We start from the raw sequence: 20,854 nt of genomic DNA, 5'->3' as shown, positions 1-20,854 counted from the left end.
ATATGATCGCCCCATGCCTTCGACCTTCAGCCTGCCCGCTTCACGGACCGAAGTGGTGCTCGAAGAGATCCGCCGCGGCATCCTCACCAGGGAGCTGAAGCCCGGCCAGCCACTGGTCGAAGCCGAACTCGCGGCCCGGCTCGGGGTGTCGAAGACGCCGGTCCGTGAGGCGCTCAAGGTGCTGTCGAACACGGGACTGGTGACCTTCAGCCCGTACAAGGGCGCTTCGGTGTGCGTGGTCGACGCGGAGCTGGCGAAGTCCGTCTACGACGTTCGCATGGTGCTGGAGCCCGAGGCCGTGCGCCGGTCGGTCGGACGCCGCTCGCCGGACCTGCTCGAAGACGCCGCGGAGGCGTTGAAGGAAGCGTCGGCGGCGATCTCGGCCAAGGATCAGGCGGCGCTCAGCCTGCTCAACCGCCGGTTCCATCGCGCGCTCTACAGCGGCTGCGGCAATCCGCTGATGGTCTCGATGCTGGACGACCTCAAGGACCGCGCGGCGCTGATCAGCGTGGTCGGCTGGGCGGCGAATCCCAGCTGGCGCAGGGAATGGGCCGAGCACAAGGCGGTGCTGGCGGCGGCGAAGAAAGGTGACGCCGACGGCGCGGCGGGGCTGCTGCGCGCCCACATCGGCGACTTCCTGGACCGGATCCTCGAGACCATCGGCGACGAATGATGCGCTTGTTGCTCATCGCCGACACGCATCTGCCTCAGCGCGCGAAGGTGCTGCCGGCCCAAGTCTGGCGCGAGGTCGAGGCGGCGGACGTCGTCATCCACGCCGGTGACTGGGTCGAGGTCACCCTGCTCGACGAACTCGAGGCCCGGAGCGAGCGGCTCATCGGGGTCTACGGCAACAACGACGGCGAGGACCTTCGGGTGCGGCTCCCCGAGATCGCGCGGGCGGACCTCGACGGCGTCCGCCTGGCGGTCATCCACGAAACCGGCGGTAAGCAGGGGCGTGAGCGCCGCTGTGACGAACAGTTCCCGGACACCGACGTCCTCGTGTTCGGGCACAGCCACATCCCCTGGGACACGGTCACACCGAAGGGGTTGCGCCTGCTGAACCCCGGCTCGCCGACCGACCGGCGGCGTCAGCCGTTCTGCACCTATCAGACCGCCGAGATCCGCGACGGCGAGCTGCACGACGTAGCTCTTCATGAGCTGCCGCCTCGCCGCTGACCGGGTAGACAGGTAGCCATGGAACCGGCGCAGGCGTTGAGGGAGATCGCGTTCCGGCTGGAGCGCGCGGGCGAGCCGACCTACCGGGTGCGGGCGTTCCGGCAGGCGGCTTCGGTGATCGCCAAGGTCAAGCCCGACGACCTGCGCAAACGCGCCGAGGCGGGCACGCTGACCGCGTTGCCGAATATCGGCAAGGCGACCGCGGCCGTCGTCGAAGACGTCCTCGCCGGACGCCGTCCCGCGTACTTCGAGAAGCTCGGCGAGCCGAAGCTGCCCGACGGCGGCCCGATGCGGGCGGCGTTGCGCGGCGACTGCCACACCCATTCGGACTGGTCCGACGGCGGAAGCCCGATCGAGGAGATGGCGGAGGCCGCCCGCGCGCTCGGCCACGAATGGATGGTGCTGACGGATCACTCACCGCGGCTGACCGTCGCCAACGGCCTTTCGCCGGAACGGCTGCGGCGGCAGATGGACGTCGTCGCGGAACTGAACGAGACGATGGCGCCGTTCCGGATCCTGCACGGTATCGAGGTCGACATCCTCCTCGACGGCACGCTGGACCAGGAGGAAGAACTGCTGGAACAGCTGGACTTCGTCGTCGCGAGCGTGCACTCGAAACTGCGGATGCCCGCGAAGGAGATGACGCCGAGGATGATCGCCGCGGTGCGGCATCCGCGGGTTCGCGTGCTCGGTCACTGCACTGGGCGGTTGGTGATGGGAGGCCGTGGAAAGCGGCCTGAGTCGGAGTTCGACGCGGAGGCGGTGTTCACCGCGTGCCGGGACAACGGGGTCGCCGTCGAGATCAACTCGCGTCCCGAGCGCCGTGACCCGCCGACGCGCTTGCTGAACCTGGCCGTGGACCTGGGTTGCGACTTCGCGATCGACAGCGACGCGCACGCGCCGGGGCAGCTGGACTGGCTGGTCTACGGTTGCGCGCGGGCCACCGAGCTGGGGATCGAGCCGGACCGGGTGATCAACACGCGGACCGCGGAGGACCTGCTGGCCTCGTGAGGCGGGCCGGTCCGTGAAGGCCTCCTTGCCTACCTTGAGGGTAGGGAAGGAGGCCTTCACTACCTCTGGGACCGCCACGCTCGCTTAGTAGGTTCTGCCGGTGCGCGGGTGGCGGTTTCGCGTGTTCGGGCGGACGACTCGTGGCGGAACCCGGCCGCGGTCGTGTCGTCCCTCCAGACACGAGGGGTCATCGCCTGTCGCCGGTGTAGACGACGGCGGCGCTCACCGCGTCCACCCCCGAGATCAGTTCGGCGAGCGCCTTCGGGAGTTCCCGGTGCGTGGACCCGGCCCAGGCCCGCAGGCCGGCGCGGTCGAGTTCCGGTTCGCAGAAATCGTCGAGACCGATGGTCCAGGCCAGCAGGGCCAGGCAGACCGAATGCGGATCCGGCTGTTCGGTGCCGAGGACGGCCGCCCGCACCTTGCTGCGCGCGGCCGTCGACATCAGCAGATCCCGTGGCGGATACCGGTGATTCTTCCGCAGGAGCATCCGGTCGGTTTCGCGGTCGATCACTCCCGCGGCGAGCAGGTTCACCGCGACCGTTCCCCCGAGATCGTGGCGGAGATGGCCGACCCATTCCCGGACGGTGTGCCGCTCGGGTTCGCGGAGGATTTCCGAGAACACCCGATCCAGCGGTGGATGGGCGAGGCCGCGGCGCGAAAGCGGCCGGATTCGTTTGCGTTCCACGGTGATCCGCTCGGCGAGGAGGAGATCACAGAGCGCGGAACCGGCAATTCCGATGCCGAGTCCCGTGCCGCGCAGCGCGGGTTTTCCGGTGAACTCGTCGTGGGCGAGAAAGAACAGGGAATCGACCAAGGTCAGCCGACGCATGAATGGCACGCCCTCCGGCGTTGTAGTGCGGGACGGCCAAAGTAGCGGTAGCGCGCGGACCACTGCGACCCGAGGCCCGTTTTTAGCCTGAACGGACGTACCTCGCCGAAGTGGCCGGCCCTAGGGTGGGATGGCTCTCGCAAGATCAAGAATCTTCAGCGCCAAACCGACGTCCGGGGGGACGGGTTCATGGGTACGCAAAGACCGCGGCGCGGTCTCGGCCATCGACGGCTCGGAGCCGCCCAGATCGTGTTCTTCGTGGTGGCCGCGGCGGGCCCGCTGTTCGCCATCGCGGGCGGGGTCCCGACCAACTACGCGGTCACCGGCAGCATCGGTGTGCCGCTGTCGTTCCTCCTGCTCGCCCCGATCCTGGGGCTGTTCGCGGTCGGATACGCCGCGATGAGCCGCTACATCACCAACGCGGGCGCGTTCTACCCCTACGTCGCCAACGGGGTCGGCAAATCCACCGGCGCCGGGATCGCGTTCGTCACGCTGATCTCCTACAACGCCATCCAGATCAGCATCTACGGTCTGTTCGGCTGGTCGGTGTCGACCTGGCTGGGCACGCTCACCGGATCCCCGCCGCCGTGGTGGCTGTGCGCGCTGGTGATGGTGCTGATCATCGGCGCGCTCGGCGTCCTGCGGGTCGATCTCAACGCCAAGGTGCTCGGCGTGGCGCTGTGCCTCGAAGTCGCCGTCGTCGCGATCGTCGACATCGCGTTGTTCGCGAATCCGGCCGGCGGCACCGTTTCTTGGGCCCCGCTGGAGCCGTCGAGCCTGTTCACCACCGGTGTGGGCGCGGTGTTCGCGTTCTCCGCCGCCGCGTTCATCGGCTTCGAGGGCGCGGCGACCTACGGCGAGGAGACCCGGGAACCCAGCCGCACGGTCGGGCGCGCGACGTACGCGGCGATCGGGCTCACCGCGGTGCTCTACGTCGTCTCGTCGCTCGCGCTGGCGGTGGCGACCGGGCCGGACGTCATCGTCACCACCGCGGCCGCGCAGGGCCCGGACGTGCTGTTCAACCTCGCGGGCGAGCACCTCGGCGAGACGTTCTCCGATGTCGCGTACACGCTGTTCGTGACCGGCCAGTGCGCGGCGCTGCTGAGCTTCCACAACGCCGTCGCGCGGTATTTCTTCGCGCTGGGCAGGGAAGGGCTGCTGCCGCGCTCACTGGCCAAGACCAGCAAACGCACCGGCGCGCCGGTGGCCGGTTCGCTCACGCAGACCGCGCTCGCGCTGGTGGTCGTGGCGCTGTTCGCCATCGCGGGCCGCGATCCGGTGACCGAACTGTTCACCTGGCTCGGCACGACGGCGTCCACCGGTGTCGTGGTGATCATGATCGCCGTCTCCCTTTCGGTGATCGGCTTCTTCAAACGGCGCCGCGACGCCGAAAACGCCTGGCGCCGCTGGATCGCGCCGGGGGCGGCGATGCTCGCGCTGTCGGCCGTCCTCGCGCTGATCCTGCTCAACTTCGATCTGCTGCTCGGCCCGGCCGGGACGTTCCTGTTGCGCTGGGGGCTGCCCGGTCTCGTGCTCGTCGCGGCACTGGCCGGCTTCCTGCGCGCGGAAGTGTTGCGGACAAAGGATCCCGAGACGTACGCCGCCATCGGCGGTCCGCTCGAAGAGGACGAACCCGTCGCGCTGAGAGCGGGACGATGATCGTCCGGGCCGCCGAACCGTCCGAAATGGACACCGTGGTCGACGTGCTTGCCGAGGCGTTCCACGACGACCCGGTCAGCGCGTGGGTCTTCCCAGGGACGAGTGCCGCGCGGTGGCGACGTCACCGGCGACCTGTCCGGCGCCGTCCTCTGGACGCCGGCCGGAGAGGAGGACCTGGACGACGACGCGTTCGCCGGGCTCACCGGGGAAGAAATCGGCAGGCTGACGGCGTTGTTCGAGCTGATGACGGAGCACGCTCCCAGCGGCGAGTACCACCACGCGCAGTTCATCGGCGTCCGCGAGACCGCGCGGCGGCAAGGGATCGGCGCACGGTTGCTGAAGCACGGGCTCGACCGCTACGGTGCGGTGCCCGCGTACCTGGAGGCGAGCAGCGCGGAGAGCGCGAAACTGTACCGGCGGCTGGGTTTCCGCGATCACGGACCGGCTTTCGCGGTCGAGGGCGGGCCGCCGATGCGGCCGATGTGGCGCGAGCCGTGACAGATCTCTCGTCGATATGTCTATAAAGGACTGGTAAAGTGGCGGGCAGATGACGACGAACCGTGCCCCCACCACGCGGCACCGTTCCGTCTTCTTCCTGCTGATCTTGCTCGTCTTCGCCTTCGTCACGCCGACCGTTCCCCACGGGCACGGGCGGACCGCGATGGAAGATCCCGTCGCCGTCTTCGCGACCCATCCGCTGCCCGCCTTCCACGGCGGGCAAGCCGTTCCCCTCGCCGACGCTCCCGCCGAAGCGGAGACCGTCGACCTCCCGGACGCCGGCCACGCCCCTGAGCAGGGCGAACCCGTCGTCATCACCCGAGCGGTGCCCCAGGCGCCCGCACGGGCTCCTCCGCGCTGACCGGTTCTCACATCGCCGCATCAGCCACCATCGGAGGTCTCCATGAGTTCCGGTCATGCCTTGCTGGCCGTCGGCGGGGCGTTCCTCGCCGCCGGTGTCATCGCCAGAGCGGGCGCCCGTATCGGGCTGCCGACCATCCCCTTGTTCATGCTGGCCGGTTTCGTCTTCGGCCCCAACACTCCCGGACTGTCCCTTGTAGACGATCCGGCCGAACTCGGTGTGCTCGCCGGGCTCGGTCTCGTCTTCCTGCTGTTCTACCTCGGCCTCGAATTCTCCCTCGACGACCTGGCCAAGGGCGGGCGCAAGCTCGTCTGGTCCGGGCTGATCTACCTGATCCTCAACATCGGCGGCGGCCTCGCGTTCGGCTTCCTGCTGGGCTGGGGGACCAGGGAAGCGCTGGTCATCGCCGGTGCCATCGGTATCTCGTCGTCCGCGATCGTCACCAAGCTCCTGCTCGAATCACGCCGGATGAACAATCCCGAATCCCGGCTGATCATGGGCATCATCGTGATCGAGGACCTGTTCCTCGCGCTGTACCTGGCGTTGCTGCAGCCGGTGCTGTCCGGCGCCGGGAGCTTCGGTTCGGCGCTCGCCGACTTCGGCAAGGCCTTCGCGTTCCTGATCGTGATGGCCGCGCTCGCCCGGTGGGGTGGCCGGGTGGTGTCGAAGCTGTTCGGTTCGGCCGACGACGAGCTGCTCACCGTCTGCTTCGTCGGTGTCGCGGTGATGGGTGCCGCTGTCGCCGAAGAGGTCGGCGTGTCCGACGCCATCGGCGCGTTCATGGTCGGCATGATGCTCGGCGGTTCGAAGGTCGCGCCGCGTATCCACAAGCTGGTGCTCCCGCTGCGGGACGCGTTCGGCGCGCTGTTCTTCTTCATCTTCGGGCTCAGCATCGATCCGAACGCGGTCGGCTCGGTGGTCGTGCCGGTGCTGATCGCGGTGGCGCTGACGATCGTGCTGAACCTCGGAGCCGGCGCGCTGGCCGCGCGGCTGCACGGGTTCGGCCGCCAGGCCGGCGTGAACATCGGGCTCACCGTGCTCACCCGCGGCGAGTTCTCACTCGTGCTCGCGGCGATGGCGACCGCGGCCGGGCTGGACTCTCGGGTCGCGCCGTTCGTCGCGGGCTACGTCCTCCTGCTGGCCGTGATCGGTCCAGTCGCGGTCATCCGCTCCGAGAAACTCACCTGGTTGCTACCGGCGAGTATTGTCCGAGGCTCGACCCGCCGCGACGAGCCGGCCAGGGCGACGTGACGAGGAGGCCTGGGTGACCGAACGGTTCGGCGGCTACCAGAACGAGATCTACCTGCGGGGGCTCGGCGGGACCTTCCCGCCGTGCTCCACCGACGCCACGAAACTGGAGGAGTCGGCGCGGGAGATCCTCGAGCCGGGGCCGTTCTGGTACGTCGCGGGCTCGGCCGGATCGGGCGCCACCGCGCGTGCCAACCGGGAGGCGTTCGACCGCTGGCGCCTCGTGCCCAGGATGCTCACCGGCGCCACCGAACGCGATCTGTCGACGACGGTGCTGGGGACGCCGGTGCCGGCGCCGGTGCTGCTGGCGCCGGTCGGCGTCCAGTCGATCGTGCACGAGGGCGCCGAACCGGCGGCCGCGCGGGCCGCGGCGTCGGTCGGCCTGCCGTACGTCATGTCGACGGCGTCCTCCACGAGCATCGAGGACGTCGCCGAGGCCAGTGGAGACGGGCCGCGCTGGTTCCAGCTGTACTGGCCGACGGACAACGAGGTCTGCGCGAGCATCCTGGCGCGGGCGAAGGCCGCGGGCTTCACGACGCTCGTGGTCACGCTCGACACCTGGACCCTCGCGTGGCGCCCGAACGACCTCGACCACGCGTACCTGCCGTTCATCAAGGGCATCGGGCTCGGTGTCCCGCTCAGCGACCCGGTGTTCCGCGGCCTGCTGGAGAAGACGCCGGAAGAGGACCCGCCCACCGCGATCCTGCGCTGGATCTCGATGATCACCGGCACTGACAGCACCTGGGACCGGCTGCCGTTCCTGCGCGAGCACTGGGACGGGCCGATCGTGCTCAAGGGCATCCAGCACCCCGACGACGCGCGCCGCGCCGTCGAGGCCGGGATGGACGGGATCGTCGTGTCCAACCACGGCGGCCGTCAGGTCGACGGCGCGATCGCCTCGCTCGACGCGCTCCCGGAGATCGTGGCCGCCGTCGGCGACCGGCTGGAGATCCTGTTCGACTCCGGCATCCGCACCGGCGCCGACATCGCCAAGGCACTCGCGCTCGGGGCCAAGGCCGTGCTGGTGGGGCGGCCGTGGGTGTACGGCCTGGCGCACGCGGGGGAGGACGGCGTCCGGCACGTGCTGCGGGGCCTGCTCGCCGACCTCGACCTGACCATGGGCCTGTCCGGGCACCGGACCCTGGCCGACCTCACCCCCGCCTCCCTCACGCGCTCCTGACCCCCCGCATTTCGTCCTCTGAATGCGGTAGTTGGTATCACGAACTACCGCATTCAGAGGACGAAATGCCCAGGTGATGTCGCCTCCGGCATATTCGGAGGCCCGGATCGTCACGCACGGCTATCCTGGTGCCGGTCATGGCTTCTCAACCTTCCCCGCTCGGCGCCCTGCGCGCTCGCCTGCCCGAACTCATGTCGCGCGACGAGCATCGCCTCCGGCGCCGGCTCGACGGTGCCCGGAAAGCGCGTAACGCCGAGTCGATCGCCGCCCAGATCGAGGCCGACATCGAGGCCGCCGAACTCCGGATCACCCGGCGGCGGGACAGCGTCCCGAAGATCTCGTTCCCCGAAGAGCTGCCCGTCAGCCAGCGCAAGGACGAGATCGCCGAGGCCATCCGCGACCACCAGGTGGTGATCGTCGCGGGCGAGACCGGGTCCGGGAAGACGACCCAGCTGCCGAAGATCTGTCTCGGACTCGGTCGCGGCATCCGTGGCCAGATCGGGCACACGCAGCCGAGGCGGCTGGCCGCGCGCACGGTCGCCGACCGGATCGCCTCCGAGCTGAACACCGAGCTCGGCGAGGCCGTCGGCTACAAGGTCCGGTTCACCGACCACTCCGGCCAGGACACGCTGGTCAAGCTGATGACCGACGGCATCCTGCTCGCCGAGATCCAGACCGACCGGATGCTGCGGCAGTACGACACGCTGATCATCGATGAGGCACACGAGCGCAGCCTCAACATCGACTTCATCCTCGGCTACCTCAAGCAGCTCCTGCCGCGCCGCCCCGATCTCAAGGTGATCATCACCTCGGCGACCATCGACCCGGAGCGGTTCTCCAAGCATTTCGACGACGCGCCGATCGTGGAGGTCTCCGGCCGGACGTATCCGGTCGAGGTCCGTTACCGGCCGATCATCGATCCGGACGACCCGGACGCCGATCAGGACCGCGACCAGACGCAGGCCATCTGCGACGCCGTCGACGAACTCCACCATGAGGGACCGGGCGACATCCTGGTGTTCCTCTCCGGCGAGCGGGAGATCCGCGACGCCGCCGAAGCACTGTCCAAACAGGACCTCAGGAACACCGAGATCCTCCCGCTGTACGCCCGGCTTTCGTCGTCGGACCAGCATCGGGTGTTCCAGCGCCACACCGGGCGCCGCGTCGTGCTCGCGACGAACGTCGCCGAGACGTCGCTGACCGTGCCCGGCATCAAGTACGTCATCGACCCCGGCACCGCGCGGATCTCGCGCTACAGCCACCGCACCAAGGTGCAGCGGCTGCCGATCGAGCCGGTGTCGCAGGCGTCGGCGAACCAGCGCAAGGGCCGCTGCGGCCGGACGTCCGACGGTATCTGCATCCGCCTGTACTCCGAAGACGACTTCGACGCCCGGCCCGAGTTCACCGATCCGGAGATCCTGCGGACCAACCTCGCGTCGGTCATCCTGCAGATGACCTCGCTCGGCCTCGGCGACATCGCGGCGTTCCCCTTCGTGGAGCCGCCGGATCGCCGTCAGGTCACCGACGGTGTCCAGCTGCTGCAGGAGCTCGGGGCGTTCGAGATGTCCGACGGCAAGAAGCTCACCGAGACCGGCCGCAAGCTCGCGCAGCTCCCGGTCGACCCGCGGATGGCGCGGATGGTGCTGGAGGCCTCGCGCAACGGCTGCGTCCGCGAAGTGATGATCATCGCCGCCGCACTGTCCATTCAGGACCCGCGCGAGCGGCCGGCGGAGAAGCAGCAGGCGGCGGACGAGCAGCACGCGCGGTTCGCGGACAAGACGTCCGACTTCCTCGCGTACCTGAACCTGTGGGAGTACGTCACCGAGCAGCAGAAGACGTTGTCCACCAACCAGTTCCGCCGGATGTGCCGCAACGAGTACCTGAACTACCTGCGCATCCGCGAATGGCAGGACATCTTCAGCCAGCTGCGTCAGCTGGCCAAACCGCTCGGCATCACCCTCGACACCTCCGGCCCGGTCGATCCGCAACGCGTGCACACGTCGCTGATCGCCGGGCTGCTGTCGCATGTCGGCCTCAAGGATCCGGCCAAGGGCGACTATCTCGGCGCGCGCGGGGCACGGTTCTCGGTGTTCCCGGGTTCGGCGCTGTTCAAGAAGCAGCCGCGGTTCGTGATGTCGGCCGAACTCGTCGAAACCTCCCGTCTGTGGGGCCGGGTCAACGCGAGGATCGAGCCGGAGTGGGTCGAGCCGCTCGCCGGGCACGTGGTGAAGCGGAACTACTCCGAGCCGCACTGGGAGCGCAAGCAGGGCGCGGTGATGGCGCTCGAGAAGGTGACCCTGTACGGCGTTCCGCTCGTCGCCGACCGCCGGGTCAACTACGGCCGCATCGACCCGGAGACGAGCCGCGAGCTGTTCATCCGGCACGCGCTCGTGGAAGGCGACTGGGAAACCCGGCACCACTTCTTCCGCGAGAACCGCGCGTTGCTCGACGAGGTCGAGGACCTGGAGAACCGCGCCCGCCGCCGCGACATCCTGGTCGACGACGAGACGCTGTTCGAGTTCTACGACCAGCGCGTCCCGGCCGACGTCGTCTCCGCGCGGCATTTCGACAGCTGGTGGAAGAAGGCGCGCCACACCGAGCCCGACCTGTTGAGCTTCGAGAAGACGATGCTCATCAACGAGACCGCCGGCGGCGTGCGCGAGGCCGACTACCCCGACTTCTGGACCCAAGACAGCCAGACCTTCAAGCTCACGTACCAGTTCGAGCCGGGGGCCGACGCGGACGGCGTCACCGTGCATATCCCGCTGCCGGTGTTGAACCAGGTCACCGCGGACGGCTTCGACTGGCAGGTCCCCGGCCTGCGGGAAGAACTGGTGACGCAGCTGATCAAGTCGCTGCCCAAGGCGATCCGGCGCAACTTCGTGCCGGCGCCCGACCACGCGAAACTGGTGCTGTCGCGGGTCGGCCCGGCCGAGGGGCCGCTGCTGCACGTCGTCGCCGACGAGCTGGAAGCGTTGCGCGGGGTGGTGATCCCCGACGACGCCTGGCAACTGTCGGCGGTTCCCGAACATCTGAAGATGACCTTCCGCGTGGTCGACGTCCGCGGCAAGAAGGTGTCCGAGGGCAAGGACATCGAGGCTCTCAAACGAGATCTGAGCGGCCAGGTGCGCGCGACGATCTCCAAGGCCGCCGACAGTATCGAGCGTGAGGGCCTGACGACGCCCGCGTTCGGCGAGCTGCCCAAGGTGTTCGCGAGCAAGCAGCGCGGGCACGACGTCAAGGCGTATCCGGCGCTGGTCGACGAAGGCGGTTCCGTGGCGGTGCGGCTGCTGGACACGCCGGGCCAGCAGGAACAGTCGATGTGGGCGGGCACTCGGCGGATGCTGCGGCTGAACATCCCGTCGCCGATGAAGTTCATCACCCGCAACCTCGGCAACTCGTCGAAACTCGTGCTGAACCGGAATCCGCACGGCTCCGTGGCGGCACTGCTCGAAGACTGTGTGGATTGCGCGGTCGACAAGCTCGTGGCCGACAACGGCGGCCCGCGCTGGGACGAGGCCGGATTCGCCGTCCTGCTGGAAAAGGTGCGCGCCGGGCTGAACCCCGGGGTGCTCGACGTGCTGACCAACGTCGAGAAGATCCTGCGCGCGGCCAACGACGTCGAAACCCGGCTGGCCGACACGCGCGGCCCGAAGGACTCGCTCGCGGATATCCGCGCGCAGCTGGACGGCTTGGTGCACAAGGGTTTCGTCACCGAAACCGGGCAGGACAGGCTGAAGCACGTCATCCGGTACCTGCGGGGGATCGAACGGCGGCTGGAGAAACTCCCGACCGAGCCGACGCGGGACATCCAGCGCACCGGCGACATCGCGTGGCTCCGCAACGAGTACCAGGCGGCGCTGGACGCGTTGCCGCCAGGCACCTCGTCGCCCGCGCTGCGGGAGATCCGGTGGATGATCGAGGAGCTGCGGGTCAGCTTCTTCGCCCAGACGCTCGGTACCGCCCACCCCGTCTCGCTGAAGCGCGTCATCAAGGCACTGGACGACGCCGCCTCTTCCTGACCCCGCGAGTTCCGCCTTCAATCACGCGAATCCCGCCCTCAAGCACGCGAATCCCGCCTTCAGTCACGCGACGCGTCCCCGTGATCACGCGAGTCGCCCCGTGATCATGCGTGTTCGCCGCCTGATCACGTGTGTTCCGTGGAGTGGAAACGGGCCGCACGTGCTTGGGGGCGGAACTCGCGTGCTTGGGGGCGGAACTCGCGTGCTTGGGGGCGGAACTCGCGTGCTTGGGGGCGGGATTCGCGTGCTTGGGGGCGGGTCTCGCGTGATGGAGGGCGGGGTCACTTCGCGTCGGCGTAGGTGTCCACGGCGGCGATGTGCAGCGGGAACCGGACCGGGCAAGCGGGACCGAAGAGCATCCGCGCCGCCTCGGTCATGCTGTCCACAATGGACTGCGAGACCTCGTCGGCGAACTCGGCCGGGGTGTGCACCAGGACCTCGTCGTGCTGGAAGAACACCAGATGCGCGGGGGAGGGGAGCCTGCTCCGCAGGGTCGCGAGCAGGACCGCGGTCATGTCCGCCGCGCTCGCCTGCACGACGAAGTTGCGGGTGAAGCGGCCCCAGTTGCGGGACGCCTGGCGTGCTTTCAGCTCGGCGGCCTCGTCCTCCGCGACCCCGCCGGTCAGCGCTCGCCAGGCTTCGGACGGCGCGGGCGAAGTGCGGCCGAGCCGGGACCGGACGCGCTCACCGCGTTCCCCGGCCTGCGCGGCACGCTCCACATAGGACACCGCGTCGGGGAACCTGGTGCGCAGCAACGCCAGCAACGGTCCCGCCTCACCGGACGTGCCGCCGTACATCGCCGACAGCATCGCGATCTTCGCGCGGTCTCGGTCGTCCCTGTCGTCCCACGCGGGCACCGGAACGCGGCGCACTCCGGAGAACATCGCCTCGGCGAGGCTCGCGTACAGATCCGTGGCCGCGGCGACCTCGGCCAGTTTCCGGTCTCCGGACAACGCGGTGAGCACCCGCGGCTCCAGTTGGGCGGCGTCGGCGACCACGAGTTTCCAGCCCGGATCGGCCCGGACGCAGGTCCGCAGGATCTTCGGGATCTGCAGCGCGCCCCCGCCCCGGCTCGCCCAGCGGCCGGAAACGACCCCGCCGACGACGTAATGCGGGCGGAACCGGCCGTCGTGCACCCACTCGTCGAGCCACGTCCAGCCGTTGGCCGAATGCAGCCGCGCGAGCTCCTTGTACTCCAGCAGCGGCGGGACGGCGGGGTGGTCGATGTCGCGCAGCAGGTACTTCCTGGCCGACGAGACCTCGATGCCCTCCCTGCCGAGCGCGCGGACGACGCTGGCCGGAGCGTCGGGGTTGACCGGACGCCCACCGAACGCGGCACTGATCTCGGCCGCCAGCTCGACCAGCCGGCTCGGCCGGTGCCCGGCCGGAACGCGGGGCCCGAGCTGGTCGGCGAGCAACGCCAAATGCAGGTCCGCCCGCCACGGCAGCCCGTCGGCCGACATCTCGGCGGCCGCCAGCGCGCTCGCCGACTCCGCCGCGAAGAGCAGCCGTAACCGCTCCGGGCGCTCGGTGGCGGCGACCCGCTTCTCTTGCTCGGCCAGCACCCGGCGCGCCGCGTCGATCACCGTGACACCGGAGGGGAGCCGCGGCCCCCGCGTCTCGAACAGCGTCGGCTGGTCGTCCTCGGCCCAGAGCGGCGGCTCGTCGGCGGGCGCCTCTTGGCCGTTCGCCCTGGCCAGCGCGGCACGGAGGCTCCGCGACTCCTGCGGACGGCCTTCGTGGGCCAGGAGCAATCCCTCGGTCAGCGCCAGGTCATGACAGCGCCGCACCCGGACGCCCGCCTTGATCAGCGCCGGATACGTCCCGTCGACCGACGGGAACACCCAACGGGGTGAGTGCTCGGCCTCCAACCGCCGTACTTCGCCGACGAACTCCGGGAGTTTCATGCCCTGCCGCGGCGGCTGCCCGGAAAAAGCGATCGCGAAGTCGCCATCCTCCTCTTGACCTGCGATCGCCTGCACACTCACATTGTGGTGGTTCCCCCCGACATTTCTGTCACTTGGGTGTGGAGGTCAGCGCAGCTGTCCGTTGAGGGTGGTGGTGGGGCGGGGAGGGCTAGTGCGCCTGCGCTATCGGTCGGCTACTGTCGAGTAGCAACCCCATACCGCCGGTACGCGAACCCGCCGGGGCATGGTGTCTCGCCGCAGCAGCAACGGAGGTGCCCGGATGAGAAACCCCACCGGCCTAGCCACCCTGGTGGCGGGCAAGGTGACCGAGACCGTGCGCAGCATCGACGTGATGCGCCAAGCGGGCCTGCTCCCCATCCCGCGGGTCGACGAGGGCCTGCGTTCGCTGGTCATGGTGCGCAAATGGGGCCCGTTCGCCGGCGCGAACATGATCGCCGCCCGCCGGGACCCGACCGCGACCGGCATCATCGACGAGCTCGGCCCGCTGACCTTCAAACAGCTCGACACCCAGTCGAACGCGCTGGCCAGGGCGTGGTCGGAACGCGGCCTCGGCCCGGGCTCGGTGATCGCCGCGTTGTGCCGCGACCACCGCGGTCTCGTGCTGACGATGCTCGCCTCGGGCAAGCTCGGCGCCAAGCTGCTGCTGATGAACACCGGGTTCGCAAAACCACAGCTCGCGGACGTCGCGAAGCGTGAAGGCGTCACCGCGCTCGTGTACGACCAGGAGTTCACCGACCTGCTGGACGCGGTCGAGGGCGACGTCGACCACTACCTCGCGTGGGTCGATTCGGACGCCGAGCTCTCCGGGCACGAGATCCCGATCGTCACCGAACTGGTCGCCAGCACCGACGACCGCCCGTGGCCCGCACCCGCCAAACCGGGCGGGTTCATCCTGCTGACCAGCGGCACCACCGGGACGCCGAAGGGCGCGCCGCGGCCGCACACCTCCGCGCTGGCCTCCGCGCAGTTCCTCGACCGCATCCCGTTGAGGACCGGGGAGGCGACCTACATGGGCGCGCCGCTGTTCCACGGCACCGGGTTGTCGCAGTTCATCCTGTCCTTCGCGCTCGGCTCGAAGGTCGTCATGCGGCGCAAGTTCGTGCCGGAGGAGACGTTGCGCGGGGTCGCGGAGAACCGCTGCACCACGCTGGTCCTCGTGCCGACGATGCTGCAGCGGATCGTCGACCTGCCCGAGGAGGTCCGCGCGAAGTACGACACGTCGTGCCTGCGGATCATCTTCGTCGCGGGCTCCGCGCTGTCACCGGATCTGGGGAACCGCGCGACCGCCGCGTTCGGCGACGTCGTGCACAACCTCTACGGGTCCACCGAGGTCGCGGTCGCGACGGTCGCGACGCCCGAGGACTGGCGCAAGGCGCCGGGCACGGTCGGCCGCGCTCCGGTGGGCTGCAAGGTCGCGCTGTACGACGAAAAGGGCACGAAGATCACCGAGCCGCACGTCACGGGCCGGGTGTTCGTCGGCAGCGGGCTGAGCTTCCAGGGCTACACGGACGGGCGTAACAAGGAGATCATCGACGGGCTGCTCTCCAGCGGTGACGTCGGCCATTTCGACGAGGACGGCCTGCTGTTCATCGACGGCCGCGACGACGAAATGATCGTCTCCGGCGGCGAGAACGTCTTCCCGATCGAGGTCGAGAACCTCCTTGTCGAACGCGAGGACGTGATCGAAGCCGCCGTGGTCGGGGTCGACGATCCCGAGTTCGGACAGCGGCTGAAGGCTTTCGTGGTGCGGGCCGAGAAATCGGAGCTGGACGTCGACGGCGTGCGCGAGTACGTCAAGGCCAACCTGGCCCGGTACAAGGTGCCGCGCGACGTGGAGTTCCTCGACGAGCTGCCGCGCAACGCGACCGGGAAGGTGCTGCGCAACAAGCTGCACTGAGGCGATCAGTACTCCCAGTCGATGCCGAAGACGCCGGGGCCGAAGTCGAGCGCGACGGCGTGGACACCGTTGCCCTGGTCCGGTTTGAGCTCTTTCCGGTCCATCGGCGAGGTGCCTTGGCGCGAATATTGCCAGCACTTGGCCGGGACGGTGCCCGGGGCGAACCGGACCTCCAGCAGGTATTCGCGCACGGGACGCCGGAACTCGCGGTAATGCGTGTTCCGGCATTCCGGGTACGGCGGTCCGGGATTGGTCAGCGAGTACTCGATCAGATGCGTCTCGCCGCGGTCGATGGGCCGATCGAAGAGCAACTCGGCGACGGTGAGCCCGTGCTCATCGTCGACCTCGGCGCGGCCGACGTGACAGTTGCGCAGTGTGTTCAGTACCGGCGGCCCGGCCTCCGGATCGCCCTGGGCGTAGACGAGCAACCAGCGGTCCTGCCCGTCCGCGCCCGCCTGGAACACCGCCCGCGCGGTCACCGCGCGTTGCCCGCCGTCCTCGGCGATCTCGCACAGGTCGTGCAGGCCGACGAGTTTCAGCTGATGGTGTTGTTCGAGCGCGTTGGGTGCACCGACCTTCTCCAGCAGCGCCTGGAGCGCTTCGAGCGGGAAGGTCAGCGGCTGCTCGGTGGTCGCCCGGCTGCGGCGTGACGACGCCCCGCGCGGCCGCGGCGGCGGCAGCAGGCTGAGCAGCGAACCGGCGGGGATCGCCAGGACCTCCTCGAGAACCCGGACCGCGGACAGCGAACTCTGCCGTTCCGGCTGACGTTTGCCCGATTGCCAGTAACTCAGCGCGGTCACGCTCACCGACGCGCCGCGCGCGAGGAGCCGGGCTTGGATACGGTCGAGACTCAGGCCGCTGGTGGCGATGGCCGATCGCAACGCGGTGGCGAACGCGGTACGCGGCTGGTCTTCATCGTCCGTGGTCACTCGGTCCGCCGCGCTCCCCGCCACCATATGCTGCCCGACCGCCCCCGTCTGCCGTTCCCTGACACCGCCCGGTTGATAACAACACGAATAACTTTAACAGTCTGAGGTAACGCTTCAGGGGCGCCTTCTGCCAGGCGAAAACGACTTTCCGGACGAGCGTTGTTACGCCGTATGGCCTAGTACTGGTAACTGTGAATCATTGCCCGGCCACCAGCGCACCGGCTTGCATGGCTCTCAACAACGATCATCCTCCCGGGTGATCCGCACGGCGCGGCAGGAAGGGAACCAGTGAGCAAGTCCCGGAAGAACCTGAAGTCCCGAAAGACCCGTAGCGGCCTCGTGGCGGGAGTCGCCCTCGCCGGTGTGACCGCGGCGGTCGCCACGTTCGGCGCGGGTGCGGCCAACGCCGAGCAGCAGGGCGAGATCCGCGGCGCGGGTGCGGCCAACGCGGTCGGCGGCAGCTACATCGTCGTCCTCAAGCCCACCGCGGTCGGCCAGGGCGTGGCCGCGGCGAACGAGATCACCGCGAACGTGGCCGCCAAGGCGCAGGGCCTCACCGGTCAGTACGGCACCACGCTGTCCCGCACGTTCGGCTCGGCGCTGAACGGCTTTTCGATCAAGGCCGACGAGGCCGCCGCGAAGCGTCTCGCCGCCGACCCGCAGGTCGCGTACGTCGTCCAGAACAAGACGTTCAAGATCAGCGAGACTCAGGACAACCCGCCGTCGTGGGGCCTCGACCGCGTCGACCAGGCCGACCTGCCGCTCGACAACAAGTACACCTACCCGACGAAGGCCGACAACGTCACCGCCTACGTCATCGACACCGGTGTCCGCGGCTCGCACGCCACCTTCGGTGACCGTGCGACCGGCGGCAAGGACTTCGTCGACAACGACGACACCCCCAACGACGAGCACGGCCACGGCACGCACGTCGCCGGCACCATCGGCGGCACCGAGTACGGCCTGGCCAAGGGTGTCAAGATCGTCGGCGTCCGCGTGCTGGACGCCAACGGCAGCGGCACCACCGAAGGCGTCGTCGCCGGTGTCGACTGGGTCGCGGCGAACGCCAAGGGCCCGTCGGTCGCCAACATGAGCCTGGGCGGCGGCGCGGACGACGCCCTGGACGCGGCGGTCAAGGGAGCCATCGACAAGGGCGTGACCTTCGCGCTCGCGGCGGGCAACGAGTCCTCCGACGCCGGCACCACTTCGCCCGCCCGGGTGAAGGAGGCCATCACGGTGGCGGCCAGCGACAAGACCGACAAGCAGGCCAGCTTCTCGAACTACGGTTCGGTCGTGGACCTGTACGCGCCGGGTGTCGACATCACCTCGTCCTGGGCGACCGGTGACGACGCCAAGAACACCATCAGCGGTACCTCGATGGCCGCGCCGCACGTCGCCGGTGCCGCCGCGCTGTACCTCTCGGCGCACCCTGACGCCACCCCGGCCCAGGTCGCCGAAGGCCTGGTCGGTGCCGCCGCGGACGGCAAGATCAGCAACCCGACCGGCGGAACGGCGAACAAGCTGCTCCAGGTCAAGTAAGACCCTTTCGGACAGGCTGCCCCCGGCGTACTCCAGGCGCCGGGGGCAGCCCCTGTCCGAGGGGCTCCCAGACTTGTTACCAACGGGTAAGCTCCAGTCCATGGTCCTGCGGAAGAACATCCTGATCACCGGGGCGAGCTCCGGACTCGGCGAGGGAATGGCCAGGCAGTACGCCGCCAGAGGCCGCAACCTGGCGCTGGCCGCCCGCCGGGTCGACCGGCTCGAAGCGCTCGCCGCGGAACTCAAGAAGGCGTACCCCGGCATCACCGTGGTCACCCGGAAGCTGGACGTGAACGACCACGACCAGGTCTTCGCCGTCTTCGAGGAGTTCCGCGAGGAGCTCGGCTCCCTAGACCGCGTGATCGTGAACGCGGGGCTCGGCAAGGGGCAGCGGATCGGCACCGGCCGGTTCGACGCCAACCGCGAAACCCTCCAGACGAACTTCCTCGCCGCGGCCGCCCAGATCGAGGCCGCCGTCGGCATTTTCCGCAAGCAGAAGAACGGCCACCTGGTGGTCGTGTCCTCCTTCCTCGCGCTTCGCGGTGTGCCCGGCAACGCCACCGCGTACGCCGCCTCGAAGGCGGGTATCTCGGCCTTCGCCGAGGGCACCCGGATCGAGCTGCTGAAGACGCCGATCAAGGTCACCACGCTGCATCCCGGGTTCATCGAATCGGAGATGAACGAAGACATCTCGAAGCTCCCGGGCGCCGTGAGGGCGGAGTCCGGCGCGCAGGCGCTGGTGAAGGCGATCGAATCCGAGACGGCGAAGGCGTTCGTGCCGACGTGGCCGTGGAGCGTGCTCTCGAAGCTCTTCCCGCTCGTCCCGGCGCCTTTGCTGAAGAAGTTCGGATGACGGTGGCCCCGGACAAGACCGTCGAGGTACGCGGTGAGGACTCGTTCGACCCGGCGGCGGTGCACACCTGGCTGGCCGGACGGGTGCCCGGGCTCGGCGACTCGCCGCCCGAGGTCCGCCAGTTCCCCGGCGGCGCCTCGAATCTGACGTACCTGCTGGCCTATCCGGATCGCGAGCTGATCCTGCGGCGGCCACCCCTCGGGCACAAGGCCGCGTCCGCGCACGACATGCGCCGTGAATTCCGGGTCCAGCAGGGGTTGCGGCCCGTCTTCCCGTACGTGCCCGAGGTGCTCGCCTTCTGCGACGACGAATCCGTGCTCGGCGGCGACTTCTACGTGATGGAACGCCTCGAAGGCCTGATCCTGCGCGGAGATCTGCCCGCCGGTCTCGAGCTGCCGCCGGACGGTGCGCGCGAGCTGTGCGGCAAGGTCGTCGACCGGCTGGTCGAGCTGCACGCTGTCGACGTCGAGGCCGCCGGCCTGGCCGATCTCGGCAAGGGCGCCGGATATGTCGAGCGCCAGGTGCGCGGCTGGTCGGAGCGTTTCCTCAAGGCGCGCAAGGAGAACGTCCCGGACTGCGCCGAGGTGATGGCGTGGCTGAAGGACAATCAGCCGTCCGAGGTCAAGATCTGCTTGATCCACAACGACTACCGGCTCGACAACCTGGTGCTCGACGACGATCTCGACATCGTCGGCGTACTCGACTGGGAGATGGCCACCCTCGGCGATCCGCTGATGGAACTGGGCAGCACCCTGGCGTACTGGGTGCAGGACGACGATGACGACGTCATGAAGCTCAGCCGCCGTCAGCCGACGCACGTGCCGGGGATGTACACGCGCGAGGAGTTCGTGCGGCGGTACGCGGAGCGCTCCGGCCTCGCAATCGGCGACTGGACGTTTTACGAGGTGTACGGCCTGTTCCGGCTCGCGGCGGTGATCCAGCAGATCTACTACCGGTTCCACGAAGGGCAGACGACCAACCCGGCGCTGAAGGATCTCTGGCAGTTCGTCGGGTACCTCGACGGGCGCTGCCGCCGGATCATCGGAGGAGGGCACGCGTAGATGGGTGCGATCTACCTGGTCCGGCACGGGCAGGCGTCGTTCGGCGCGGAGAACTACGACCAGCTCTCGCCGCGCGGCTTCGAACAGTCCACTGTGGTCGGTGAGGAGCTGTTGCGGCGGGGCGTCGAATTCACTCAGGCGCGAGCGGGTTCCCTCGCCCGTCAACGGGACACGGCCGCGACGGCGTTGAAGGTGCTCGGTTCCGGGATCGCCGTCATCGAGGACGAACGCTGGAACGAGTACGACCACGTCGACATCGCGAAGCACCACGCCGCTGGAGTTCAGCAGACCGACTCGCGGGTGTATCAGGCCGCTTTGGACGGTGCGCTGAACGCCTGGGTCTCAGCGGGAGCTTCCGGTCCGTGTGCCGAAACCTGGCCCCGGTTCCTGGAACGGGTCAAGGGCGCGCTCGCCGATGTCGTGGCGTCGCTGGGCAAGGGCGAACACGCCGTGGTCTTCAGCTCCGGCGGCGTGATCGCGACGGTCTGCGGCGTGCTCATGGGCACGCCGGAAGCGGGACTGCTGAAGCTGAACCGGGTCACCGTGAACGCGGGCATCACCAAACTGGTGTCCGGCCGCGGCGGGGTGACCTTGTTGTCGTTCAACGAACATCCGCATTTCGAGGCGGAAGCCGCGGAACTACTCACTTATCGCTAGGAGAAA

At 69.0% G+C, this 20,854-nt stretch carries 17 protein-coding genes; 14 read left to right on the top strand and 3 right to left on the bottom strand.

The window, feature by feature from the left end:
- Window positions 1–13: 13 nt before the first annotated feature.
- Genes AC069H_RS39385 through AC069H_RS39375 form a run of 3 tightly spaced genes read left to right on the top strand, consistent with a single transcriptional unit; the run spans window position 14 to window position 2,187 of the window.
- Window positions 14–673, top strand: coding sequence for a GntR family transcriptional regulator (locus AC069H_RS39385; protein ID WP_478235706.1), 660 nt, complete (start codon window positions 14–16; stop codon window positions 671–673).
- The gene (locus AC069H_RS39380) at window positions 673–1,176 is read left to right on the top strand and encodes a metallophosphoesterase family protein (protein WP_478235714.1); all 504 of its coding nucleotides are present in this window, start codon (window positions 673–675) and stop codon (window positions 1,174–1,176) included. The genes AC069H_RS39385 and AC069H_RS39380 overlap by 1 nt, the downstream gene beginning before the upstream one ends.
- 18 nt (window positions 1,177–1,194) lie before the next feature.
- Window positions 1,195–2,187 carry a PHP domain-containing protein gene (locus tag AC069H_RS39375; protein ID WP_478226490.1) on the top strand — a complete coding sequence of 331 codons (993 nt, stop codon included), beginning with the start codon at window positions 1,195–1,197 and terminating at the stop codon, window positions 2,185–2,187.
- Between the two features lie 187 nt (window positions 2,188–2,374).
- Here AC069H_RS39375 and AC069H_RS39370 read toward each other — a convergent pair whose 3' ends face one another.
- Window positions 2,375–3,016, bottom strand: a complete 642-nt coding sequence (locus tag AC069H_RS39370; protein WP_340684161.1) for a GOLPH3/VPS74 family protein — start codon at window positions 3,014–3,016, stop codon at window positions 2,375–2,377.
- Between the two features lie 189 nt (window positions 3,017–3,205).
- Between AC069H_RS39370 and AC069H_RS39365 the strand changes: the two genes are divergently transcribed.
- The 6 genes from AC069H_RS39365 (at window position 3,206) to hrpA (ending at window position 11,984) form a co-directional block, all read left to right on the top strand.
- The gene (locus AC069H_RS39365) at window positions 3,206–4,675 is read left to right on the top strand and encodes an APC family permease (RefSeq protein WP_478235705.1); all 1,470 of its coding nucleotides are present in this window, start codon (window positions 3,206–3,208) and stop codon (window positions 4,673–4,675) included.
- A gap of 102 nt (window positions 4,676–4,777) precedes the next feature.
- Complete coding sequence (locus tag AC069H_RS39360; protein ID WP_478235704.1) at window positions 4,778–5,173, top strand: GNAT family N-acetyltransferase; 396 nt, start codon at window positions 4,778–4,780, stop codon at window positions 5,171–5,173.
- 49 nt (window positions 5,174–5,222) lie between these two features.
- A complete protein-coding gene (locus AC069H_RS39355) occupies window positions 5,223–5,534 on the top strand; it encodes a hypothetical protein (RefSeq protein ID WP_478235703.1) in 312 nt (103 codons plus the stop codon).
- A gap of 42 nt (window positions 5,535–5,576) precedes the next feature.
- The gene (locus tag AC069H_RS39350; protein WP_340684157.1) at window positions 5,577–6,785 is read left to right on the top strand and encodes a cation:proton antiporter; all 1,209 of its coding nucleotides are present in this window, start codon (window positions 5,577–5,579) and stop codon (window positions 6,783–6,785) included.
- 13 nt (window positions 6,786–6,798) lie between these two features.
- Window positions 6,799–7,962 (top strand): lactate 2-monooxygenase, encoded by a 1,164-nt coding sequence (locus tag AC069H_RS39345; RefSeq protein WP_478226485.1) that lies wholly within the window; start codon window positions 6,799–6,801, stop codon window positions 7,960–7,962.
- A 137-nt stretch (window positions 7,963–8,099) separates the two neighbouring features.
- The gene (hrpA, locus tag AC069H_RS39340) at window positions 8,100–11,984 is read left to right on the top strand and encodes an ATP-dependent RNA helicase HrpA (protein ID WP_478235702.1); all 3,885 of its coding nucleotides are present in this window, start codon (window positions 8,100–8,102) and stop codon (window positions 11,982–11,984) included.
- A 281-nt stretch (window positions 11,985–12,265) separates the two neighbouring features.
- On the opposite strand, the gene AC069H_RS39335 is transcribed toward hrpA, so the two are convergent.
- A complete protein-coding gene (locus AC069H_RS39335; protein ID WP_478235701.1) occupies window positions 12,266–13,972 on the bottom strand; it encodes a bifunctional 3'-5' exonuclease/DNA polymerase in 1,707 nt (568 codons plus the stop codon).
- 199 nt (window positions 13,973–14,171) lie between these two features.
- On the opposite strand from AC069H_RS39335, the gene AC069H_RS39330 reads away from it, so the two are divergent.
- Complete coding sequence (locus AC069H_RS39330) at window positions 14,172–15,809, top strand: acyl-CoA synthetase (RefSeq protein ID WP_478226482.1); 1,638 nt, start codon at window positions 14,172–14,174, stop codon at window positions 15,807–15,809.
- Window positions 15,810–15,814: 5 nt separating this feature from the next.
- Here the strand turns inward: AC069H_RS39330 and AC069H_RS39325 are convergent, their stop codons facing one another.
- Window positions 15,815–16,765 (bottom strand): hypothetical protein, encoded by a 951-nt coding sequence (locus AC069H_RS39325; RefSeq protein WP_340684153.1) that lies wholly within the window; start codon window positions 16,763–16,765, stop codon window positions 15,815–15,817.
- A 261-nt stretch (window positions 16,766–17,026) separates the two neighbouring features.
- On the opposite strand from AC069H_RS39325, the gene AC069H_RS39320 reads away from it, so the two are divergent.
- The 4 genes from AC069H_RS39320 to AC069H_RS39305 all read left to right on the top strand — a co-directional run bounded on the left by AC069H_RS39320 (window position 17,027) and on the right by AC069H_RS39305 (window position 20,848).
- Entirely contained in the window at window positions 17,027–18,277 is a 1,251-nt protein-coding gene (locus AC069H_RS39320) for a S8 family peptidase (RefSeq protein WP_340684152.1), read from the top strand.
- 100 nt (window positions 18,278–18,377) lie between these two features.
- Complete coding sequence (locus tag AC069H_RS39315) at window positions 18,378–19,130, top strand: SDR family oxidoreductase (protein ID WP_478235700.1); 753 nt, start codon at window positions 18,378–18,380, stop codon at window positions 19,128–19,130.
- Window positions 19,127–20,191 carry a phosphotransferase family protein gene (locus AC069H_RS39310; protein ID WP_478235699.1) on the top strand — a complete coding sequence of 355 codons (1,065 nt, stop codon included), beginning with the start codon at window positions 19,127–19,129 and terminating at the stop codon, window positions 20,189–20,191. Before AC069H_RS39315 ends, AC069H_RS39310 begins: the two co-directional genes overlap by 4 nt.
- Window positions 20,192–20,848 (top strand): histidine phosphatase family protein, encoded by a 657-nt coding sequence (locus tag AC069H_RS39305; protein ID WP_478235698.1) that lies wholly within the window; start codon window positions 20,192–20,194, stop codon window positions 20,846–20,848. It abuts the gene before it with no gap.
- Window positions 20,849–20,854 lie beyond the last annotated feature (6 nt).

It is taken from the genome of Amycolatopsis sp. NPDC043887, from assembly GCF_056435665.1.
Note: the sequence above shows the minus strand (reverse complement) of the source record. Positions and strands in the feature narration are given on the sequence as shown.

Coding starts and splice junctions, on each gene's coding strand:
- AC069H_RS39305 (WP_478235698.1), top strand. CDS start 20,192: ATGGGTGCGATCTACCTGGTCCGGCACGGGCAGGCGTCGTTCGGCGCG.
- AC069H_RS39380 (WP_478235714.1), top strand. CDS start 673: ATGCGCTTGTTGCTCATCGCCGACACGCATCTGCCTCAGCGCGCGAAG.
- AC069H_RS39330 (WP_478226482.1), top strand. CDS start 14,172: ATGAGAAACCCCACCGGCCTAGCCACCCTGGTGGCGGGCAAGGTGACC.
- AC069H_RS39375 (WP_478226490.1), top strand. CDS start 1,195: ATGGAACCGGCGCAGGCGTTGAGGGAGATCGCGTTCCGGCTGGAGCGC.
- AC069H_RS39365 (WP_478235705.1), top strand. CDS start 3,206: ATGGGTACGCAAAGACCGCGGCGCGGTCTCGGCCATCGACGGCTCGGA.
- AC069H_RS39355 (WP_478235703.1), top strand. CDS start 5,223: ATGACGACGAACCGTGCCCCCACCACGCGGCACCGTTCCGTCTTCTTC.
- AC069H_RS39350 (WP_340684157.1), top strand. CDS start 5,577: ATGAGTTCCGGTCATGCCTTGCTGGCCGTCGGCGGGGCGTTCCTCGCC.
- AC069H_RS39315 (WP_478235700.1), top strand. CDS start 18,378: ATGGTCCTGCGGAAGAACATCCTGATCACCGGGGCGAGCTCCGGACTC.
- AC069H_RS39325 (WP_340684153.1), bottom strand. CDS start 16,765: ATGGTGGCGGGGAGCGCGGCGGACCGAGTGACCACGGACGATGAAGAC.
- hrpA (WP_478235702.1), top strand. CDS start 8,100: ATGGCTTCTCAACCTTCCCCGCTCGGCGCCCTGCGCGCTCGCCTGCCC.
- AC069H_RS39310 (WP_478235699.1), top strand. CDS start 19,127: ATGACGGTGGCCCCGGACAAGACCGTCGAGGTACGCGGTGAGGACTCG.
- AC069H_RS39370 (WP_340684161.1), bottom strand. CDS start 3,016: ATGCGTCGGCTGACCTTGGTCGATTCCCTGTTCTTTCTCGCCCACGAC.
- AC069H_RS39385 (WP_478235706.1), top strand. CDS start 14: ATGCCTTCGACCTTCAGCCTGCCCGCTTCACGGACCGAAGTGGTGCTC.